This window comes from Pantoea sp. B270, from assembly GCF_018726825.1.
Lineage (GTDB): Bacteria > Pseudomonadota > Gammaproteobacteria > Enterobacterales > Enterobacteriaceae > Pantoea > Pantoea dispersa.
Genome location: NZ_JAHCSX010000004.1, coordinates 16316 through 38259 on the forward strand (window position 1 = coordinate 16316; position 21944 = coordinate 38259).

A 21944-nucleotide genomic window follows, 5' to 3' on the forward strand; every position below is an offset into this window, starting at 1 on the left:
TAAAATGATGTTTTATAAATTTATTTTATCTCACTGCCTTTAGCGACAATACTATTCCCGCAATTGCAATACCCGCAGTCAGATATACAATCGCTGGCCATCCCCCGAGTTGCCAGAACCATCCCCCAGCCGAACCTGTTATGCTCGATCCCATGTAATAAAACAGTAGATACAGAGAAGATGCGTGCCCTTTTGATGTTATTGCAAGCGGGCCTACCGAACCGCTAGTAACAGAATGCGAAATAAAAAAGCCTGTTGTTACCATAATGATACCTGCCACAATGCCCGCTAATGAAGGCGACAGGGTGCAAAGCGAACCTGCTAACATCAGACTAAAACCGATGATCAGCAAAAGTTTCCTCCCTAACTTATCAGCCAGAGTGCCGGCAATAGAGGAGGAAACGATACCAAAAGCAAATGCACAAAAAATGAAACTGATTTGAGTCGGGTTAAAATGAAAGGGGGCTTCTGACAATCGAAAAGTCGCATAATTGAACAGTGTTACAAAGATACTGGTGAGAAAGAAGCCGAAAACATACAACCGAATCAGAACTGGATTACTTAAATGCTGTCCCCATGCTTTAAGATGAAAACGAGCATTAATACCGGGCTTTTTGTCGAAATTTTTTGAGGAAGGCAGCAAAAGGTAGAACCCTGCCGCAGAGATTAAGCAGAGCAATCCCAGTATTCCCATTGCACCACGCCAAGAGGTTAACTCAGTCAGCAGTCCCATCCCGACGCGGCCCATCATCGCACCAAAGGCCGTGCCCCCGACGTATAACCCCATGGTTTTACCCAGGTGCGCCGGCTCAATCTCTTCGGCCAGCCATGCCATGGCTACTGCCGGAACCCCACCAAGCACAATGCCTTCCAAAGCGCGCGCGGCTAAAAGCTGATGCCATTCCGGCACCACAGCAGCGGCAATATTAAGTAATGATGCCAGTGCCATTGAGATAAACATAAGGCCTTTTCGCCCCAAAGCCTGAGATAGCGCACCTGATAATAATATGGATACAGCCAATAATCCCGTCGTTAAAGACAGTGCCAGCGAACTTTGGGCTGGAGAGACGAAAAATGAACTTGTGAATTCCGGTAATAAAGGTTGAACGCAGTAGATAAGCGAAAAGCTGGAAAAACCCAGTAAGAAAAGCGAAACGCCTGCACGCCGATATTCCTTTGTACCGCGTTTTATTACTGCTGAGGCTACTCCTTTTACACATTCTGGCAAATTTGCAGAAACAGAACGTTCCGAGGTTACAATGCTTTTAGTCATGTGAATACTCAGTTTTAAAAATTCGCTAAAACTTACGATAGCATTTAGTATCTGTCCAATATATGAATAGCAACCTTGTGATATGTGGAATATATGGAACTCAGGCATATACGTTATTTCCTTATGGTGGCTGAAGAACGAAATTTTACGCGTGCAGCAGCCCGGCTAGGAATTGGTCAGCCCCCGCTAAGCATGCAAATCAGAGATCTAGAGAGGGAGTTGAACGTTTCTCTGTTTGTGCGCAGCAGGCAAGGAGTGGAATTGTCAGAAGCAGGGAGGGCATTTTATGACGCCGTCAGGCCCATGAGTAACCTTGCAGAGGTGGCGATTAAAGCCGCCCGGCGTGCAGAAATGGGAGAGACCGGCAGACTTCACCTTGGGTTTACCGGGACGGCGGGAGTAAATCCGGTAGTCTCCGCCACGATAAACACATTTAAGCACCGTTTTCCCGAAGTCGATCTCACTGTGACTGAAGCTAACTCTTCTGATTTGATTGCCGAACTTGAAGCAAAAAGACTGGACGTGGCTTTTTTACGTCCCGCCAGACACGTTCCGCAAAGTATTGCACTTTCGTATCTGTTAAAGGAAAAACTGGTGCTTGCTCTTCCGGGTAATCATCCTCTGGCAGGTAAAAGAGGGAAGCTTGACTTACATTTACTGAAGTCTGAATCCTTTATTCTCACACCGGTTGAGGTGGGTGCCAGCCTCCGGGAGGCATCGTTACAGGCCTGTAATGATGCAGGATTCGATCCGGTTGAAGGGCCGGAGGCTCCTCATATAGTATCAATACTTACGTTAGTAGCTGCCGCGCTGGGCGTCGCTCTCGTGCCCGAGTCAATGATGCAGTTCAGACTAGCTGGCGTCTGCTTCAAGCAGGTCCGGCCGCCGGCCCCGGTCATTGGTTTCGCCGCAGCCTGGAATCATAGTAATAGAAGTCGTGTAGTTGAAAACTTTCTGTCTATAGCTGCAATTCAGTCTGTTAGTATTTTGTCAGGTAATGGGGAGAGCTGAGAGTCTGCTGCTTTTAAATACTCCTTTAAATCAAACGATTTAATCTCACTATTGAAGCTGTTTTATCACTTCAATAAACATACTTACAGAAGGATTTTTTCTGGCGCTGGACCAGGCAGCAGCAGTTGTGATCACATTGATCCTGTTATCAAGCGGAAGAGTTACAACGTTTGCAGGGGACAGACGTTCCAGCGAAGAAGGAACGAGCGCTATACCCTGTCCGCAGCTTACGAAAGCAATCTGGGACGCTACCGAACGTACTTCATGAATAATTCGTGGCGAAAAACCCCGTGATCGGCAGGCGGCAGTGATGCTGTCAAAAAACACCGGGCTGAGATGTCGGGCAAACATAACCCACTCTTCGTTACTTAAGGCATCAAGTGCAACACTGTTCTTCCCGGCGAGATCGTGATCATGAGGCAGGGCAACGACTAGGTTATCGCTGGCCAGCGGCAAGGACTCGATGTCATTGCCGAGTTCGCCGCTAAGGCGCGCAAATGCCAGGTCAATGTCTCCGCTTTGTAGTAAAGGTATGGCCTCAGCGCTGTCTATTTCTTTCACCGAGATGGTCAGTTCGGGTGCCACTTTCTTCATTTTTTCCAGGTAAGCCGGCAATACATCAAGCATGGCTGTACTGATAGCCCCGACAGTAAGAATACCGGTATGACCGGCAATTGCTTCGCGTATAGCCAGTTCGAGGCGCTCAACCTGCCCGGCAAACTTTTTCACAGCGGGCAGGATTGCCTGGCCAGCAGGCGTTAACTGTACCCCTTTCCGGGACCGGTCAAACAGCTGAATTTTTAGCGAATTCTCAAGCACTTGGATTTGTTGCGTCAGCGGGGGCTGGGTCATGCCAAGTCGTTTAGCCGCGCGGCCAAAATGCTTCTCCTCGGCGACGGCAAGGAACAGCCACATGTGCCGTAAAATGCGAAAATTTATCATAGCCCCTCAATATATTTTTAATATTAAAACTATCTTCTTTAAAGATTTTACCTATCAGCATAGTCGTTCAATAGTGTGGTTAAATCAACCACACTATGGATAACGTAATGTCATCTCATTCTCTGCTCGACAGACTTGCCAGCCTTGATACCAATACGGTTTCTGATGCCCTTGATTTCCTGGCGCTTACTGGAGCCACCTACGGCCTTCGCCCGCTCTGGAACTGTCCAAAAATCGTGGGACGCGCCAGCACGATTCAGCTTGGGCCTAAAACCGATGCCAGGCCCACCGTTCATCTCATTACACCTGTCATTGATGCGATCACCACCGACGATCGCGTGCTGGTCATTGCCGGCGGTAAAGAGGGAATTTCCTGCTGGGGAGACATCATTGCGAACGCGGCAAAGGGTAAAAACGTTCGTGGTTCGGTACTGGATGGCATGAGCCGGGACATTGAAGGCAGCGAGGAGATTGGCTATCCGGTGTATGGTCGCGGCATAACCATGATCAGCGCCCGTAATCGTGTCATACAGCTTGATTCCGGCAGTCCGGTCACCATGGCGGGCGTCACGGTAAAAGAAAATGACTATGTGATCGCTGACCGCTGCGGAACGGTCTTTATTCCCGCAGAACGCATTGAAGACGTTATTACGCTGGCTGAAAAAATCGCGCATCGCCAGAACGGTATGGTAGCCGCCGTGCGCGCAGGCCGTTCAGTAGCGGAAGTCATGCATGACAGTCAGTTTGAAGCAATTAACCAGGGTGAAAAGGCATGAGCGAAACAGAAAAGCAGCTCCTCGAATTGTTCAAAGGACTCGATACCGCAGGCGTCTCTGACGCACTCGATAAACTCGGACTGAGCGGACAGTGTTTCGGCGTCATGCCGCTTGATAACTACAGGCAAGCTGTCGTGGGTTTTGCCTATACCGTACGCTACGAGCCCGCCAGCAATCCTCCCGGTACAGTGGGCGATTTTATCGATGATGTGCCTGCCGGATATATGGTTGTCATTGATAACAACGGCCGCACCGACTGTACGGTCTGGGGCGATATCATGACGCAGCTTGCCGGCAGCAAAGGTATCGCGGGCACCGTTATTGATGGCGTATGTCGTGACGTGCATAAAGCGTTAGGTGACGGATATCCGATCTTCTCAAAAGGCCGCTTTATGCGTACCGGCAAAGACCGCGTGCAGGTCAATGCTATTAACCAGCCGGTATCGATCGGCACGGCACGCGTGGAAGCGAACGACGTCGTTGTGGCGGACGCCAGCGGCGTAGTGATTGTCCCGCGCAGCAGGGCTGAAGAGGTCGCTCACGTGGCGCATGAGATTGAAAAAACAGAGTCAGCCATCCGTCAGGCACTTGCCGAGGGTAAATCACTGCGCCAGGCGCGCGAAGAACTGGGCTATCACCTGCTGCAGAGGAAAGCATAATGTCACGTTATTATACAGAAGAGCAGGCACAACGCGCGCTGCAGCTGGGTAGCTCAACGCTGTTTGAAGCTTCTGGCCTGAATTGTGCCGCAGACCCGGCAATCAAGGCGGTCTGGCGTGGCATGGGTGTCGCGGCACCTGCTTATCCGCTTGCCTGTTCTCCAGGAGATAACCTGGCACTGCATCTCGCGCTGGAAAAAGTGCCAGAGGGCAGCGTGCTGGTTGTGACAACGGATAACTTCATCGCAGGCTACTGGGGCGAAGTGCTGACGGTCGCCGCGCAGGCGGCCGGCGTCAAAGGCCTGATTATAGATGGTGGCGTGCGGGATATCGCCGCCGTACAGAAACGCGGCTTTCCGCTTTATTCGCGCGGCATCGCGGTACGCGGCACGATTAAGGCGAGCTACAAATCGGTTGGCGAACCTGTCAGCTTTACCGGTATTTCCGTCGCGGCCGGCGATCTGGTCGTTGCCGATGATGATGGCATTGTCGTTATTCCGGCGCAGGAAGTGGCGCGCGTGCTTGAGGCTTCTGAGCAACGTGAGGCAAAAGAGCAGGCCATGATGCAGAAACTGGAAGCTGGCAGCACCACGGTTGACCTGATGAGCCTGGCGCACTGGAGAACCCAATGACAACATCGCAGCAGCTTAACCGCTACCTGGAGCACGGCAAGCCGTCCGCCACCTATCGCATCATGGACAAGGTGGCAGAGCTTAAGGAGCAGGGGCGGGCCATCATTTCACTGAGCGCCGGGGAGCCGGATTTCCCGACGCCAAAGCATATTTGCGCTGCAGCGATGATGGCGATTCAGAATGGCCACACCCGCTATACTCAGGTAGCCGGACTTAGGGCGTTACGCGAGGCCGTAGTGAACAAATTCCGGCTGGATAACGGGCTTGACGTCAGCTGGCAGGAAACCCTTATCAGTAATGGCGGAAAACAGGTCATTTATAATGCCTTGGCCGCCACGCTGAATGACGATGATGAAGTCATTATCCCGGCGCCTTACTGGGTGAGTTATCCGGAAATGGTTCAGCTGTGCGGTGGAACACCCGTTACGGTGGCCTGTGGGCAGGAGAGCGGCTTTAAGATCACGCCTGACTTACTGGAGGCCGCAATAACGCCGCGTACGCGTTGGATTATTCTGAACTCGCCCTCCAATCCAACCGGTGCGGTCTACAGCAGTGACGAACTGGCGGCGCTGGGAAATGTTTTGCTCAGACATCCGCAAATTCTCATCCTGTCGGATGATATTTATGAGCATCTCATATTTGATGACATCGAGTTTGCCACGATGGCGGCGGTTGTGCCGGCGCTCAGAGATCGCACTCTGACGATGAACGGCGTATCGAAAGCCTGGGCCATGACCGGCTGGCGTATCGGGTTCTGCGCAGGGCCGCGCTGGCTGATTAGCGCGATGGAGAAGTTGCAGGGGCAACAGACCTCAGGCGCCAGCTCCATTTCACAGCATGCCGCGCTGGCCGCGCTGACCGGTCCACGTGATTTTCTCACGACGTCACGGCAGGCATTCTCAGCACGCCGCGATTTAATGGTCCATATGCTGAACAGCGCACCCGGCCTACACTGTGACACGCCACAGGGCGCATTTTATGCCTTTGCAGACTGTCGCGCGCTGATTGGCAAAACATCTGCAGCGGGACAGTATCTGGCAACAGATGAAGATGTGGCAACCGCATTGCTGGAAGAAAAAGGTGTATCCGTTGTGCATGGTAGTGCATTTGGCCTAGGGCCTTATATTCGCATCGCCTACGCCATTGATAATGACTCGCTGGAAAAAGCCTGTCAGTTAATCATTGAGTTTTGCGAAGCGCTTAAGTAGCAGAAAAAGAAGAGGCGTAAGCCTCTTCCTGTGTCGCTAGCTCACCACATAAAGCAGTTTGCCATATCCCACTACCGCCTTCTCTTCTACCTGCGGCGCACCGATCGCGCCGCCGACATTAGTTTCAAAAAAAGGGGCTGAAATGCCAGAGGTAAGTTGATGCGATGCCTTACCCATCGCATCAAGGGCAACCCTTTAGCGGCTCAGAGCTTCGGCTGACTGCTGGTGCTTACTGATCATGCGCCACATTTCTACCGGGTTGGAATACATAGGAAAATGGCCACAATGCGGTATTTCAGCAAGCGTAACGCCACGTGCCTGAATGTAGTCAAGGTAGCTTAGGGAAGCATTTTGTTCGCCATACATAAACATTTTTGGGAAAGGCAGATTCAGGAACTTACTCATCAGTTCCGCATGGTCAGAATAGTCCACCATAGATTTAAAAATATGCTTCACCGCACCGGCGCGAACTTTGTGTCGGAGACTGGCTGAATACAGGGCGCTTGACCAGGCCGGAGAGTGTCGGGTGCGGCTGATAAAGTCATCGAAAAAGCGAACGTCATCCTCTTCCGGGTAGTCAATCACCTGACGGCTCAGAAAACAGTCCTCCGGCGCAATATTCCCTTCGATATCTACAAAGCTGAGCACACGTTCGGGATGGGTATGAGCCAGCATTAAAGCGGTAAGGCCGCCCATAGAGTGGCCAACCAGATGAAACTGCTCAAACCCAAGTTCAGCGATCATCGTCAGCGCAGTTTCAACCAGAAAAGGAATAGAAATAGCGCTCAGCGACTCGCACTCGGTTTCACCGCAGCCCGGCGCATCATAAGCAAGGAAAGGGTGATCATAGAACTCGGCGTAGCGAACGATATCAGCATAGTCCTCTTTGGTTGAACCAAAACCGTGTAGAAAAACAACAGGCTCACGTTTTCCTGATCGGTGAATTGCCGCCACGTTCACGCAAACATTCTTTACGCTAATATCGTAGTGCTGGGAAATAAACTCTGTAGACATCCGTTCTCTTCCTCTTAAATTTTTGCCAGTCTGAAACCCAAAATGAGGCGATTGATTGCATCTGCTTCACTACCAATGAGCCATTGAATAATGGCCACTTTTCAGGTTTTCTGAAGCAGTGGTGGCATCAGTACTTACATCACAGATAAAACAGGCCAACACTAAACTCTTTGGCTGATATGTAAATTAGTTTTATAGAAACTTATTGATATGTTTATAATATTAGAAGAGCAGCGGTTGATGCAGAAGAGATAATCTGAGCGTCAAGTCAGCATTGCCCCATGTACAGATTTGTTGCGAAAAGCCTCATTCTGCGCAGGGTGGAGTGAAACATCATCTCTGACAGTAAATAATTCAGTATGATCACTCATCAGCACTTAAATTAACATAAACCACCTTTTCACGAGTGGGTTACCTTCTTTTATGCGCCCGCAAGGTCCCCCGGGGCGCGCCTTTTTATTTCCTGGCGTCCGGGTTATTCTCCATATACGGGAGAAAATCCGAAAAACGGATCGAAAACGGATCCTCAGCGGGTCGATTTATTTCCGTGGTTTTCGCTGGACAGACAGGGGAAATACGTTCCACACCGCCAGACAACGGAGATTAAAAGTTTGGGCACTTTACACTTTACCCCGGGAAGTCGTGCAGATTTCATGTAGCGACGCCATCGGTCACATTTCAACCGATCTGGGCGCGGCGCGCTATTTTGACTACGGCAGCGCGGTGGCCCTGCGCAACCTGGCTGCCGCCTACGGCACCGACATGCCCCGCTACCTGCTCGCCCCCGAGGTGGCCGTGCTGCTGTCGAAGGTCGCCGACCTGAAAAAGCGCCTGTTTATCGGCACCCAGTGGAACACCGGCGGCCGGCTGAACGAAATCCTGCCGCTGGCCAGAGAGGACTTCGTGCTGGACGATCCGCTCAGCGGCGCGCCGCTGAGCTCGCCGTTCGTGGTGCTGAGGACGCTCAAGCAGCGCCGGCTCGAGGAGGCCGCGCGCAGCCGCAGCCGCCGGCGAGACCGCCCCACGAAGGAGCAGCAGCAGGCGGAGCGGGGCGGCTTACCGATCCGGGCTTTGTGCAGCGGCTCAGGGGAATGGTTTGCGACGGCGCAGCAGGCCACGGGACTAAAGAGCGAGGATACAGCGCATTGCTGGATCTCCTAGACGGTTGCGGCCGCCGCGCGCGACGGCGTGACGTTTTCCATCCGTCCGGTGACGCCCAAAACGTTCAGGGACTCGTTTGTCATGCACCTAATACAGCACACGGTGCCGCAGAAGGTCATTCAGACGCTGATGGGGCTCAAGTATGCGAAGTCCGCCGAGTGGTATACCCGGGTGTTTGCGCTGGACATCACACGCCAGCTCGGCGTGCCGCTCTCCATGGAAGCGGATGAGGCCGCGCAGCAGCTGCTGCCGTGCGCCGGTGTTTCACGGGGCTAACGGGAGGGAAATGGTCATGCCATCCGCTGCGGATCCGGATGCTGGCTAAGATGCGAATCCCCTCCATGGCTGAGCCGATCCCGTTTCAGCCCAAGTGCCTGTCTGGCGTAAGGTGCCCGTAAAGGCTTTTCCCCTTTCCCTGCCCGGACTGCGCCTTCGATGATGCTGATCTGACAGACGTTAGTTCGGATCTCTTTCTTATCCTTTGCCGTCCAGCGCAAGGATCTGCTCGTTAAGGATTTCAGCGTTCTTTTCCAGCGAGCCTATCTGTTCGCGAAGTGAGGCCGCCTGTGACCCGTACTTCGAGGCCATTTCACAGGTATTGGAGAAAGCGCCGCCGTCATTCTTCTCACATTCTTTCTGGTAGTAGGCCGCGGTGGCGCTGGTGTCATACAGCTCCTTGTGCGTTTCAGTAATCCGGTTGCTGTCTGACAGGAGCGCAGCATTCAGTGCGCCAAGTCTGGACTCTTTCAGTTCTGCAGCCCGCCGGCGTTCTCCGCTGTCTGCAGCGCTGAGCGCGTTTTTCAGATCCTGATTTTCTTTGAGCGCGTTTTCATACCGCGCGCTCAAATTGCTCATGCTGTCCCGCCAGACAGAGGACATGTCGCTGATCCTTTTACTGATGTCGTCATCCCGGCTGGTCATCGCGTTATCATAGCGCGCCTGCAGAACCTGCAGGTCCTGCGTCAGGCGCTGATTTTGCTGAACGAGGCCCTCTATCCTCCCCCTCATTTCGGTCAGGGTAGTGACGTTCAGGGCTTCGTAGGTTCCGGCAACCGCGACGGTCATCATTCCCGCCGTGCCAATGAGCCACATAGCCACCTTATTTTTCTTTATCCCGTCGGGGATCCATTCGGTGATATTCAGCATTTCCGTGTGTCAGTACAGAGAGAAAAACGAACTATATCAGAGGTTTTCTGCAAAGATAAATTCAGCGTGATGAACAGCTTAAACTCTCAGCTTTTAAGATTTGCTGTTGAGTCAGCAGCGATGCCGTCAGGTCGAATCCGGTGCCGTTTACCCGGGCTGCAGAACGCGCCTGAACCTTTGTTCATACTGGCTGTGGCCAGCGGCCATGATAAGCGCAAGACGCCTTAACTGCAGAGTGAAGCCGAATGAGCGGAAGGGAGTTGATCCAGAATATCAGCATCAGTCGATGTAAAAAATTGTAGCCTTATCCGCGTTTTCTCACGCTAGGGAGTGTTTGTGGCAGCCTGATCTGTTTCCCGCGCCCCCTCCCCATTTCCTTCTATTACCGGCAGTTCACCTCATGCTTTTCTGTGCCGGGATCGGACTGTACTTTGCATAAAATGTTTTGGCCGCCCCCTCTGGCTATATTGAAATATCCGCTTTATCGTCCTTTTTCCGGGTCTCCCGGCTGAGGACGCCATTGAGTTGGGCCATAGGAGACCGAATCTTTCGGTCTTTTTTGTGACTGGATTTTAAAGTGGAGTTTGGCTCGGGAGTAAGGGATATGCCACTGCAATCACTGGCCAGCTCATCCGCCGCTATACCCATTACCTCACTCCACGCCGTTGTACCAGCTGTGCCAGCCCGGTACATAACAGGTAATAAACCAATCCGGTAAACACAAACAACGCTGCAGGATAAACCTGAACCCGGTTATTAACCTGACCTGCCAGCGTCGTCAGCTCCGGTACGTTGAGGATAAAAGCCAGCGAGGTATCTTTGATCAGGTTGATGCCAATGCCCACCAGCGAGGGTTTAATATTGCGCAGCGTCTGTGGTAGTAGGATATGCCATAACAGTTGACTGACTGAGAATCCCTGGCTCTGCGCCGCCTGATGTTGCCCCTGCGGTAATGCCTGCAGTCCGGCTAACGCACTATGCATCACCGAGGCCGCCGTAAACCAGGCCAGCGCCAGCGTCACGGTCAGGTCGCCCGGCATATCGCTACCGGTCAGCGCGGGTAACAAATACCATAGCCAGAAGATCACAAAGATCAGCGGGATGCCTCGAATAAGCTCAGCCCACAGAAACAGCAGTGAGCGCACCGGCCCACGGAATCGCCAGGCGATGCACGCTAGCGCAATACCTGCCGGAAATGCCAGCAGCGCGGCACCGATAGCCATTAATAAGGTCAGTGATACTCCGCCTGGTTCGCCGTTGGCGAGATTGCCCCACAGTAAATACTCAAGGTTATCGACGATAACGTGCAAGCCGCCATTCATGGTTCACCTCCCATGAGGCGACGGCCAGGTCCCAGCAATCCCAGGGCAAATCCCATCAGCACGCCGGTGACCAGATATAACACTGTTCCCACCGCGAAGGCTTCCAGCGCATGGGCGTTATAACTGTCTACCTGACGTACCTGATAGGTCAGTTCAGCAAAACCGATCCCGCTGGCGAGCGACGAGAGCTTCATCAAATTCAGGTACTGACCGGTTATCGGCTGCCAGGCATTCACCAGCCCCTGTGGCAACAATATCCAGCGCAGCGCGGTTGCGGTTGAAAATCCCTGACTGATCGCCGCTTCGCGCTGCCCGTCCGGTACGGCAGCTAACCCGGCGCTGATCTCCTCCAGCAGAAAGGCGGAGATAAACACCCCTAACCCCCATGCGGAGCAGAGAAATTCCGGCGTCAGCCAACTGACGTCACCAGGTAATAACGCGCCGGGATGGTCTGCATTGATCCAGTCGCGCCATACGCGCGGCAGCAGATTCCAGGCGGAAAAATACCAGAACAGAAACTGGACCAGAATCGGGGTATTGCGGAACAGGGAAACCCACAGCGCCACACCACGTACCGCGAACGCATTGCCGCTGAGACGCAGGAACAGCAGCAGCACAGCCAGCATCGTTGCCAGTAATGCACCGATGACACTGACCCATAGCGTGGTCACATAGCCACTAAGGATCCACTGCAAAGGCTGCCCGCTTAGCACACCATGCCAGTCGAAATGCAGCTTCATGAGAAAAAGTCCTGATGCAGGGGATCTAACACTTTTTTCAGAAAGCGTTGAGCACGCGGATGGGTCGGTTGACGGAAAAAACTTTCCGGGGATGCCACTTCAAGGATCTCCCCTCCATCAATAAAAACCACCCGATTGGCAATCTCACGTGCAAATTGCATTTCGTGCGTCACCACAATCATGGTAATGCCACTCTGCGCCAGTGATTTCATCACCTGCAACACTTCACCAATCATCTCCGGGTCTAGCGCCGAGGTTGGTTCATCAAACAAAATGATTTGCGGCGACGAGGCCAGCGCCCGGGCGATCGCCACACGCTGTTGCTGACCACCGGATAACTGGGAAGGTAGGTGCGATGCTTTATCCGCCAGTCCGACATGGGTCAGTAACTCGTAGGCCCGCTGTTGCGCTTCGGCTTTTTTCCAGCCATGCACCACCTGGAGTGGCACGCTGATGTTGTGTAAAGCGGTCAGATGTGCGTACAAATTAAATTGCTGGAACACAAAACCGATGCGACTACGTAACTGACGTAAACCCGCGCCCGACAAGTCCGCCGTGGGACGGTTATCGACCAAAATTTCACCTTCACTAAGATTTTCCAGTGGATTGATCAGACGAATCAGTGTCGATTTACCCGAGCCGGAAGGCCCGATGATCGCTACCACTTCGCCCGACTCAATATGCAAATCCACACCACTGAGTACCTGACGGTCGCCGTAACGCTTACCGGCATGACGGAAGGTGACGCTGGCTTGTTGCAGATGTGAAAAATCCGCAGCCGGTGCCGCGGATACAGATGTCATGAGGAACATGGGCGTTTACTTCGCTTCAATCCTGAAGTTACGGGGTGACGGTGCTGGCGTTCCTGGACCAAACCAGGAGTTGTAAATCTGCGCCGCCTGACCATTTTTCTCCAGCGCCAGCAACTCATCATTAATCGCTTTCAACAACGCCGGTTGGTCTTTTTTAACACCTACGCCAATTTCTTCTTTACTCAGCAACGTCGGCAGGATTTTGAATTTGGCCTTATCCGGTGCCGCCGCCAGCAGTCCGGCAAGGATAGTGCTGTCCTGCGTGATCGCCTGAACATTACCGTTACGCAACGCTGTCAGCGCCAGCGGAATATCGTCATAGGCAAGAACCCTGGCCTGCGGATAACGTTGATGCAACGCCTGCTCACCGGTGGTGCCCTTCACCGCGCCAACACGCGCATGGCTGTACTTATCCAGCTGATCAGGTGATTTTGCCGGGACAAGGAACTGCTGACCGGTCACGAAATAGGGGATGGAGAAATCGATAACCTGGGCGCGTTCCGGGGTGATCGTGATATCGGCAACAATCAAATCAACCTTGCCAGATTGCAACAGCGGGATGCGATTAGCCGGATTGGTGGCGACCAATTTCAGCTTCACGCCCAGTGATTTAGCAAGGGCTTTGGCGAAGTCTACATCATAGCCCACCAGTTCATGACTGTTGGCATCAATAGAGCCGAACGGAGGGTTTGCATCGAAGGTGGCGACTTTAATTTCACCGGCGGCTTTGATATCCGCTAGCTGATCGGCACTGGCGGCGGCGGAAACCAGCAGCGTAGCCAGAAACGCAGTTGTTAATATTTTTTTCTTATGTGTTGATTTTTGGTTGCTCATAAAAATCCTTTAAAATCAGCGTGCGTAAATACCTGCTACGCTCCCATATCCAGGTGAGTGAAACAAAGAATAAAAAAAACTTATGAAATATCAGGAATGAATATTCCCGTGAATTCAGGCGGTAACAATGCGCCCTTGTTAAGACGATGCCTGCCTCTTCACCACGAAATCACCAATAAGGATGCATGTAACTTCAGTATGGCAGGACGCTAAATACGTCCTGCTTTTCTGCAGCAAACGTTGGTCGCTTTATCCATCTCAACTGAGAAACAATTTTCGCTGCGGATAAGAGTCCGGTAGTTTGCTTCCTTTCCTGAAAATCTTTTCACGCAACGTCCCCGGTTGATATGACGTTTGCGCCAGACCGCGTTTTTGCAGCACCGGAACCACATGCTCGACCCACTCTTCCCACCATCCCAGGGTGGTGACCGGCACAACGTTAAAACCATCAGCACCGGCATCAGCAAACTGCTGAACTTTGTCGGCAATTTGCTCCGGTGTTCCCGCGAAACGGCCCGGCAACAAGGCGTGTTTGATTAAATACTCACGCCATGTCAGCACCCTGCCCTGACCATAATCCGCATCCACCGCGATGCGGAACTTTGAGCGCATATGTTGGCTAAACTCTTCACGACGGCTCAGTTCGGTTAACGGCGTATCGGGATCAATATTCGCCAGATCGATACTAGAACCTCCGCTGTAGAAGCCCTGCAGGGCATTGATATCGATATTATCAAACAGATATTGCTGCTTGCGTTTCGCTTCTTCTTCCGTCGAACCAATCACCGTCGACAGCATCACCAGCTTTTTCAGGTCATCAGGCTGCCGCCCGTAATCCACCACATCCTGGTTGAGACGCGCGATATCTTTGCGCGTGGTCTCTGGCGTTTGTGATGGCAGGAAGGTCACTTCAGCATTGCGCGCGGCAAAATGGCGACCGGCTTCCGAATTTCCCGCCTGGAAGAACACCGGGCTGCGCTGCGGTGACGGTTCGACAATATGAGGACCTTCAACGCGGTAGCGCTTGCCTGCATGATTAATTTTGTGAATTTTATCGGCATCGAAGAAGCGATTGGTGGCCGGATCGTGCAGCACCGCGCCCTCCTCCCATGACAATTCCCAAAGTTTATAGACGACGTCGAGATACTCTTGCGCCCAGACATAGCGCTCATCATGTGGCACGATCTCGTCGTAGCCATAATTACGAAAACCGTTTGATAAGTAGGAGGTAACAATATTCCAACCGATACGCCCGCGGGTGAACTCGTCCAGCGAGGAGATCTGCCGGGCAAAAGAGAAGGGATGAGCCTGAATCACGTTACTGGTGACAACCAGCCCCAAATGCTCGGTTGCCAGCCCCAATGCCGAGAGGATGGTAATCGGGTCAGGTTCCGGGAATTGCGTGCCTGCACGGATGGTGGTTTTGCCATCGCCATATTCAATGTCGTAAACCCCCACCACATCGGCAATAAAGAGCGTGTCAAACAACCCTTTTTCCAGCGTCTTAACGGTTCTGACATAGGCATCCAGCTGATTGTAACTGTACTGCACCTGGCCCTCCGGCGTGCGCCAGTAGCCATGGCTGTGATGATTCGGCGTCAGATGGAGAAATCCGTTATAAATCAGTTCACGAGACATATTTGCTCCGTTAGCCTTTTCAGGCAGGTTCAGCCACACCCAAACGGGGCAGCGAGGCAAGTAATTTGCGGGTATAGGGGTGTTGCGGATGGTTGAAAATCGCATCGGCGCTGCCCTGCTCCACAGCCAGTCCGTTTTGCATCACCAGGACCCGGTCGCTCATATGGTGGATGACGCCGAGATCATGCGAGATAAACAGATAGCTGACGCCCAGTTGCGTCTGGAGATCCGTCAGCAGATCGAGGATTTGCGCCTGTATGGTGACGTCTAGTGCTGATACCGCTTCATCCAGCACGATGATTTGCGGGTGGGCCGCAATGGCGCGAGCAATGGCGACACGCTGACGCTGGCCGCCTGACATCCGCGCTGGCCATTGATGCAAATGTTCTGCACCGAGCCCAACTGACTCAAGAAGACTGATGGCTCGCTCTCGCGGCGTTTGGTTCAGGGGCTGACGATCCAGAGCGATGGCATCCAGCAGGATATCTTCGACACGCCAGCGCGGATCAAAAGACGAAAGCGGGTCCTGATAAACCACAGCGATCTGCCGACGGATCTCGCGCTGTTTCGCAGCTGAAGCCTGACTCCAGGGTTGACCACGAAACCGCACTTCACCGCTATCCGCTGATTCCAGCGCCAGAGCGATGCGCGACAAGGTGGTTTTGCCCGATCCCGATTCCCCGACGATACCCAGCGTCTCACCGCGTCTCAGGGTAAAAGAGATATCCGCAAGCGCCGTGCGTCCACGAAAACGCTTAATAATATGGCTGGCTTCCAGCAGAACTTCATCGTCTGGCACACTGACGCGCAGCGGTTCGGTGATACGCACTGCCGGGGCATGGGAAAGTCGTTGCCCTTTTGTGTGTTCACTCGGAATCGCATCAACCAAACCGCGTGTATAGGCGTGACGTGGCCGCTCGAGAACCTCCTGAGCGGTCCCGGCCTCAACAATGCTGCCACCCTGCATCACCAGTATCTGGTCAGCAATCTTCGCGACCACCGCCAGATCGTGACTGATAAGAATAATGCTGGTGCCGCGATCAAGCATCTGTCGCAGTACGTCCAGCACCTGGGCCTGTACGGTGACATCCAGCGCGGTGGTCGGCTCATCGGCAATCAACACGTCAGGATGTAGCGCAATTGCCGAGGCGATCAGCGCGCGCTGCCGCAATCCACCAGACAACTCATCCGGGCGCTGCCCCGCCCGATAAGCGGCCTCCGGCACGCCTACCTCTTCCAGCAATGCGTGCACCTTTTCCTGACGGCTTGCGGCGGTTCCCCAGCCGTGGAGCGCGAGCGCTTCGGCGATCTCTTTACCCACCGGGCGCAGGGGATCGAGGGAAACCAACGCATCCTGCAAAATGACCCCCACTTTCTTGCCACGGATCTTCCGCCACCAGCGATCGCTACGGCCACGCAGATCTTCCTGTTGAAGCTTTAGCGTCCCGGCTTCTACCCGAAGCTTATCGCCTGCCAACCCGACCAATGCACGTGCCGTGACGCTTTTCCCGGATCCCGATTCCCCCACCAGCGCCAGACATTGTCCGCGTTGCAGGTTAAAACTGACGTCTTTCACGATGTGGCGCGCTGGCGCATTATCGCTGGCTGTCCATACCTGCAAGTCGTGCACCTCAAAAACGTTGTTATCACTCATCAGCGCGTCTCCCCTTCAGTCCGCTGCTGGATAAAGCGGCCAATTTGCGTGAATGACAATGCCACCAGCACAATGGCGATGCCCGGTAAGACCTCAAGCCACCATGCGACCGTGACGTTAATTTTTCCCGCTTCCAGTAGCGCGCCCCACTCAGGAGATGGCGGAACCGCACCCAGACCCAAAAATGACAATCCTGACGCCCAGACCACGGACTGCCCAATCCCCAATGCCACCAGTGAAAACAGCGGGCGGAAAACATTCGGCGCGATATGGTTCAGGAACAGATGATGCCAGGGATGACCCAGTGCGCGAGCCGCTTCAACATAGCCGGATTGCCGCACCTGCAACGCCTGCGCCCGCACCAGTCGTGCATAGCCGGGCGCAGTGCCAATCCCCACAGAGATCAACAGGCTACTGGCTGAAGGTCCCAGCAGCGCGACAAACAGCAGTGCCAGCAACAACGTAGGAAACGCCAGCAGAATTTCCAGCAGTCGGTTAACCGGTTCTGCCAGCCAGCGTGGACCCAATGCGGCACTAAACCCGAGCACTATCGCGCCAGACATTGCAATCGCCATAGCACCGAGGCCAATCAGCATCGACAGGCGGGTCCCCCAGATAATCCGGCTGTAAAGATCGCGGCCAATATCATCCGTACCCAGCCAACTTGTCAGCGACGGCGGCTGTAAGGCCCGCGTGAGGTCTGTGCTAAAGGGATCGTACGTCGCAAGCCATGCCGGGGCGATCGCCGCGACGATAAAGAACAGCGCCACAATTGCCGCCAACAGCACGGAAAACGGTACGGTGCCGATGAAGGTTCTGGACGTCACCGGGTTTTTCACGCCGGCGTAATCAGAAAGATGAGTTGTCATGACCGACCTCTCAGGCGGGGATCGATGATCAGGGAGATAAGATCGACCACCAGGTTGATGACGATGTACAGGAAGCTGATGAGAATCACGATGCCCGACACCAGTGCAAAATCTTTATTACTCACCGCGTTGACCAGCACACTTCCCAGTCCTGGACGGGCAAACACCGCCTCTACAAGCACCGCACCGGAAAGCAGGTTACCAATCGCCCAACCGCTGAGGGTGATGGCGGGGATCAGTGCATGACGCAGCACATGGCGCAGCCGTACTCCCGCCAGGCTCATCCCTCGCGAGCGTGCAGACAAAACAAACGGTTGTTGCAGATTCCGTTCAAACTCCCCGCGAATGGCATGGCCTAAAAACCCTGCAAGTGGAATCGCCAGCGTGATAGCGGGCAAAACCGTTCCCCACAGACTGGTCCCCCCGACGACCGGAAACCAGCGCAGGTCAATGGCGAACACGATCAGCAGCAATATACCAATCCAGTACGGCGGCAAGCCGGCCATGATAGTTTCAACAGCTGAACCCAACGCCCCCAGACGGCGGTGGTGGCCAGCGGTCAACAGTGTCCATGGGATCGCGATCAACCAAGCCAGCAGCAATGCGGCAATTGCCAGGGTGAATGTCGGCAGCAGTTGCTCCGCGATGATGTGCGACACCGGGCGCTGCAACTCAAAAGAGAAGCCCAAATCGCCATGCAACAGTTGGGATAACGCGTGCAGATACTGCCCGGCTATCGGTTTATCAAAGCCGTACTTTGCATTAATTGGCGCTAGTTCAGCGGGCGTTCTCTCAATCACCTGCCCGGAGGTAATGTTGAGCAAAATGGTGGCACGATCGCCTGGTAGCACTGCCAGCACCAAGAAGGTGACTGTGATGGTGCCCCAGAGCACGAACACGGCTGCGCCAAGGCGCAGTGCTATCCTGCGCAGTAACCGCGCACTGCCGCTGCCCGGCAGCGCGTCGTTGTCTGGCGAGGAGATAATGTCACTCATGGCTTCTCCTTCACAAAGTAAGCATCGTTAAAGTTGAGCAACCCATTACCTTGGTCCTGCCACAATCCGCGGACGTTGTTGGCCATCGCGACGTTATAGGTGAAGTTGTAACCACCAATCGCAATCGCCTGGTCGTCAAACCACTTTTGCAGCACATCAAACTTCCGTTGTCTTAGCTGAGGGTCTGGCTCGCGCTGGGCATCGAGAATCTGCGCTTCGATGCGGGGATTATTGAAAAACGTGGTGTTATTACCGTTGAACGCGCCATTAAGCGTATGGTTGTAAACAATGTCGAGAATGTTGGGTGACGGCCACACCCAATAGCCAAAGCTGATTTCTTTATCCGCTGGCCGCGAGCGGGCACCGGCAAATCCTTCAGTTTGCGTTAGGGGAATCAAATCCAGTTTAATGCCGACGCGCTTAACCTGGTCCTGTACCGCCTGCAGCATCAACGCCCCTTCCGGGTCAATGATCGCCTGGATAAAGGGCAATCTGGCTTCCAGCGTTGCGCCGTCTTTGGTGCGATACCCCTGTACATCGCGTCCTGTCCAACCGGCTTCATCCAGCAGTTGATTGGCCTTACCGATGTTCTGGCTATAGCGGTCATCAACATTCAGATACAGCGGCGTGCTTTTGCTGATTGAGCCATTACCTTCATAGGGCACCGCACCTTTGAACACGGTTTTGACAATCTGTTTGCGGTCCAGCGCATAAGCAAACGCCTGGCGTACACGCTGATCGGTAAATGGGCCGCGCTGCACGTTAAAGGAGAACGCCTGAGGCCGCCCGGTTGCGACATAAGAGAGGGTTTGATAGTGGAGTTGCAACGCTTGCCATTGTGCCGAGGGAGGCTGGTAGATGACGTCCGCGCCACCGCTGACTAACGCCCCCCAGCGTGTAGTGGCATCTGGCACAAATTTCCACTCCAGATGTTTGATCCACGGCGGTCCGTTATGGTGGGCATTGGGCGGCGCCCAGTGATAACCATCGTTACGCACAAAGCTGATGCCTTCCCCCCTGACCCAGCGCGCCACTTTCCATGGTCCGGTGCCTACCGGACGCAAGCATTTCTGTTCGCTGCTGTTATGGGCCAGCGAGTCAGGCGACTGGAAACCATAATGCCCATTGGCGAGCACATTATATATTTCAGGATTCGGCTCAGATAAATGTAGTGCCACTGTATAGTCATCAACTTTGCTGAAACCCGTCATATAAGTAAAACCATGCCAGCCAATTCCTTTTTGCCATGCCGGATAATTCGTGATGACTGCGTCCGCGTTAAATTTATCGCCATCAGTAAATTTAACGTCGTGACGTAAATGGAAGGTAATGGTTTTCCTATCGGCGGATTCATGCCAACTGGTCGCCAGCCACGGGCGTATTTCCCCGTTGTCGTAACTCACCAGATAATCAAAAACCTGCCGGGATAGATACGCCTGCTGCACCCAGCCACCCCATAAACAGGGGGGTTCCTGTTCATGCAAATAGATCAGCGTGCCATCGCTGTGCGAGGGTTCTTGCGCCGGCGACGCCCAAGCCGGATTCAGCACCGAAGCCAGGGAAATAATAGCCGTAGTGGGCATGAGCCATTGCCGAAAATAATTTCGCATCATCTGGTTTTATTTTCTCTTTTAAAAGATCGAACTCAACCCCAACATGGACCTGGTCGCAGACTGGAGCAGAAGATCATGAAATAAGCAGGTAATTTTTGACCGGTTTTGAATAGAGCACAGCATGGCGGCGTGACAAATATCAATAGCAGCAGTGAATATGCAAATTGTTATTTTTGGTTCCGCATATTGGAAACATGATAATTAATCTTCTTTTGGCGATTACTTAGCAGAAAAAAACATTAATGCCGACAGCGATGCTAATGCCATAGTGCCTTTTTTGCTGATCGGGCACATTTTTGCGGGAGATTATGACGATGTCACAAATTGATTCAGGCTGGGGAACTGCCCCTTCGTCAAATTACGAACAACTGGCGCAGCCGTTTCGTCCTCTTTTTGCCGATATCCGTGCCGGAGCCATTGAACGCGAATTACAGCGTCAGTTGCCGTTTGAACAGATTGAATGGTTAAAACAGAGCGGTTTCACCGCGCTGCGTGTTCCGAAGACTGCAGGTGGTCAGGGGGCTACCCTGCCAGAGCTGTTCAATCTCTTGATTGAGCTGGGTGAAGCGGATTCCAATCTGGTGCAGTCGCTACGTGGCCACCTGGGATTCGTGGAAAATGTTCTCAGCCGCCGCAACACCCGCTATCGCAACACATGGCTGACACGTCTGGGACGCGGTGACATTGTCGGCCCGGCCTGGAGTGAAACCGGCGACGCACGTCAATCTACCTTCTCAACCCGTATTCAGCGTAACAGCAACCAATGGCGACTGAATGGCAGAAAATTTTATACCACCGGCTCGCTCTATTCTGACTGGATCGATGTTGGCCTGACCGACGAAAATGACAAAGGTGTCTCCGTCACCTTGTCACGAAGCGCTCCAGGCGTCACGGTACTGGATGACTGGGACGGTTTTGGCCAGACGCTGACGGCCAGCGGGACAGCGATCTTTGACAATGTACTGATCCAGGATGAAGAGATTAACGAAGAAGCACACTTCCGCTATTCCCCGGCATTCTTTCAACTGGTCCATCTGGCGACCATTGCCGGACTCGGGCGGGCGCAAAGCAGCGAAGTGGCCGCCCAGGTGACCGCGCGCAAACGCACCTACAGTAACGGTAATGCACCACTTGCCGCGCAGGATGCGCAGATACTTCAGGTTGTGGGACGTCTGCGCGGTGCAGCCTACAGCAGCGGTGCCATTGTGCTGCATGCTGCCAATGCGCTGGAACGCGCCTATGCGGCACAACAACGCGGCGATCAGGCAGAGGCTGACCATGCGGTGGCGATTGCAGAACTGGAAGTTTCGCAGTCGCTTAACGTTGTTACTGACCTGCTGCTGAATGCCAGTTCCATCCTCTTTGATGCGCTGGGGGCTTCCGCCACCTTAAAACCGCTGGGGTTGGACCGTTTCTGGCGTAATGTCCGCACCCTGTCCTCACACAATCCGCGCGTGTACAAAGATCGCATCGTCGGTGATTTTGCGGTGAACGGCACCTTGCCACCTGAACAATGGCGTATTGGCGTGGCCGATAGCGAAAAAAAATAATCTTTTAAGCAGGTGATGACCGGGACTATCGCGCGATCGCTGAAAACAGCATAAGAGATGATTACGCTATTCAGAGAGCAAAAGGCCCGGCAATG

Annotated in this window: 21 protein-coding genes; 8 read left to right on the forward strand and 13 right to left on the reverse strand. The window is 53.5% G+C overall.

Features of this window, described 5'->3' with window-relative positions; translation table 11 throughout:
* Positions 1 to 25 precede the first annotated feature (25 nt).
* Complete coding sequence (locus KOL70_RS22600; RefSeq protein WP_215481640.1) at positions 26 to 1273, reverse strand: MFS transporter; 1248 nt, start codon at positions 1271 to 1273, stop codon at positions 26 to 28.
* A gap of 93 nt (positions 1274 to 1366) precedes the next feature.
* On the opposite strand from KOL70_RS22600, the gene KOL70_RS22605 reads away from it, so the two are divergent.
* Positions 1367 to 2284, forward strand: coding sequence for a LysR family transcriptional regulator (locus KOL70_RS22605; RefSeq protein ID WP_215481641.1), 918 nt, complete (start codon positions 1367 to 1369; stop codon positions 2282 to 2284).
* 48 nt (positions 2285 to 2332) lie between these two features.
* On the opposite strand, the gene KOL70_RS22610 is transcribed toward KOL70_RS22605, so the two are convergent.
* The gene (locus KOL70_RS22610) at positions 2333 to 3226 is read right to left on the reverse strand and encodes a LysR family transcriptional regulator (RefSeq protein ID WP_215481642.1); all 894 of its coding nucleotides are present in this window, start codon (positions 3224 to 3226) and stop codon (positions 2333 to 2335) included.
* 107 nt (positions 3227 to 3333) lie between these two features.
* On the opposite strand from KOL70_RS22610, the gene KOL70_RS22615 reads away from it, so the two are divergent.
* From KOL70_RS22615 to KOL70_RS22630, 4 genes are all read left to right on the forward strand, one after another.
* Positions 3334 to 4002, forward strand: coding sequence for an RraA family protein (locus KOL70_RS22615; RefSeq protein WP_215481643.1), 669 nt, complete (start codon positions 3334 to 3336; stop codon positions 4000 to 4002).
* Positions 3999 to 4661 (forward strand): RraA family protein, encoded by a 663-nt coding sequence (locus KOL70_RS22620; protein WP_215481644.1) that lies wholly within the window; start codon positions 3999 to 4001, stop codon positions 4659 to 4661. The genes KOL70_RS22615 and KOL70_RS22620 overlap by 4 nt, the downstream gene beginning before the upstream one ends.
* A complete protein-coding gene (locus tag KOL70_RS22625; protein ID WP_215481645.1) occupies positions 4661 to 5293 on the forward strand; it encodes an RraA family protein in 633 nt (210 codons plus the stop codon). The genes KOL70_RS22620 and KOL70_RS22625 overlap by 1 nt, the downstream gene beginning before the upstream one ends.
* 62 nt (positions 5294 to 5355) lie before the next feature.
* A complete protein-coding gene (locus KOL70_RS22630) occupies positions 5356 to 6501 on the forward strand; it encodes a pyridoxal phosphate-dependent aminotransferase (RefSeq protein WP_254185912.1) in 1146 nt (381 codons plus the stop codon).
* Positions 6502 to 6696: 195 nt separating this feature from the next.
* Here the strand turns inward: KOL70_RS22630 and KOL70_RS22635 are convergent, their stop codons facing one another.
* The gene (locus tag KOL70_RS22635; protein WP_215481647.1) at positions 6697 to 7515 is read right to left on the reverse strand and encodes an alpha/beta fold hydrolase; all 819 of its coding nucleotides are present in this window, start codon (positions 7513 to 7515) and stop codon (positions 6697 to 6699) included.
* A gap of 642 nt (positions 7516 to 8157) precedes the next feature.
* Here KOL70_RS22635 and KOL70_RS23680 point away from each other — a divergent pair.
* Complete coding sequence (locus KOL70_RS23680) at positions 8158 to 8676, forward strand: resolvase (RefSeq protein WP_254185913.1); 519 nt, start codon at positions 8158 to 8160, stop codon at positions 8674 to 8676.
* Positions 8677 to 8757: 81 nt separating this feature from the next.
* Complete coding sequence (locus KOL70_RS23685) at positions 8758 to 8952, forward strand: site-specific integrase (protein ID WP_254185914.1); 195 nt, start codon at positions 8758 to 8760, stop codon at positions 8950 to 8952.
* A gap of 198 nt (positions 8953 to 9150) precedes the next feature.
* On the opposite strand, the gene KOL70_RS22645 is transcribed toward KOL70_RS23685, so the two are convergent.
* From KOL70_RS22645 to KOL70_RS22690, 10 genes are all read right to left on the reverse strand, one after another.
* Positions 9151 to 9822: a hypothetical protein gene (locus KOL70_RS22645; protein ID WP_215481648.1), complete on the reverse strand. Its 672-nt coding sequence runs from the start codon at positions 9820 to 9822 to the stop codon at positions 9151 to 9153.
* 647 nt (positions 9823 to 10469) lie between these two features.
* Positions 10470 to 11144: an amino acid ABC transporter permease gene (locus tag KOL70_RS22650; protein ID WP_215481649.1), complete on the reverse strand. Its 675-nt coding sequence runs from the start codon at positions 11142 to 11144 to the stop codon at positions 10470 to 10472.
* On the reverse strand, positions 11141 to 11884 hold the full coding sequence (locus KOL70_RS22655; RefSeq protein WP_215481650.1) for an amino acid ABC transporter permease: 744 nt from the start codon (positions 11882 to 11884) through the stop codon (positions 11141 to 11143). Before KOL70_RS22655 ends, KOL70_RS22650 begins: the two co-directional genes overlap by 4 nt.
* A complete protein-coding gene (locus KOL70_RS22660) occupies positions 11881 to 12696 on the reverse strand; it encodes an amino acid ABC transporter ATP-binding protein (RefSeq protein ID WP_215481651.1) in 816 nt (271 codons plus the stop codon). The genes KOL70_RS22655 and KOL70_RS22660 overlap by 4 nt, the downstream gene beginning before the upstream one ends.
* A 6-nt stretch (positions 12697 to 12702) precedes the next feature.
* Positions 12703 to 13530 carry an ABC transporter substrate-binding protein gene (locus KOL70_RS22665; RefSeq protein WP_215481652.1) on the reverse strand — a complete coding sequence of 276 codons (828 nt, stop codon included), beginning with the start codon at positions 13528 to 13530 and terminating at the stop codon, positions 12703 to 12705.
* Positions 13531 to 13788: 258 nt separating this feature from the next.
* A complete protein-coding gene (locus KOL70_RS22670; protein WP_254185915.1) occupies positions 13789 to 15273 on the reverse strand; it encodes an NtaA/DmoA family FMN-dependent monooxygenase in 1485 nt (494 codons plus the stop codon).
* On the reverse strand, positions 15188 to 16822 hold the full coding sequence (locus KOL70_RS22675) for an ABC transporter ATP-binding protein (protein WP_215481653.1): 1635 nt from the start codon (positions 16820 to 16822) through the stop codon (positions 15188 to 15190). Before KOL70_RS22675 ends, KOL70_RS22670 begins: the two co-directional genes overlap by 86 nt.
* The gene (locus KOL70_RS22680) at positions 16822 to 17691 is read right to left on the reverse strand and encodes an ABC transporter permease (RefSeq protein ID WP_215481654.1); all 870 of its coding nucleotides are present in this window, start codon (positions 17689 to 17691) and stop codon (positions 16822 to 16824) included. The genes KOL70_RS22675 and KOL70_RS22680 overlap by 1 nt, the downstream gene beginning before the upstream one ends.
* Positions 17688 to 18686, reverse strand: a complete 999-nt coding sequence (locus KOL70_RS22685) for an ABC transporter permease (RefSeq protein ID WP_215481655.1) — start codon at positions 18684 to 18686, stop codon at positions 17688 to 17690. Before KOL70_RS22685 ends, KOL70_RS22680 begins: the two co-directional genes overlap by 4 nt.
* Positions 18683 to 20299 (reverse strand): ABC transporter substrate-binding protein, encoded by a 1617-nt coding sequence (locus tag KOL70_RS22690; RefSeq protein ID WP_215481656.1) that lies wholly within the window; start codon positions 20297 to 20299, stop codon positions 18683 to 18685. The genes KOL70_RS22685 and KOL70_RS22690 overlap by 4 nt, the downstream gene beginning before the upstream one ends.
* Positions 20300 to 20613: 314 nt before the next feature.
* Here KOL70_RS22690 and KOL70_RS22695 point away from each other — a divergent pair, with 314 nt between their 5' ends.
* Complete coding sequence (locus KOL70_RS22695; RefSeq protein ID WP_215481657.1) at positions 20614 to 21849, forward strand: monooxygenase; 1236 nt, start codon at positions 20614 to 20616, stop codon at positions 21847 to 21849.
* The last annotated feature ends 95 nt before the right edge of the window (positions 21850 to 21944 follow it).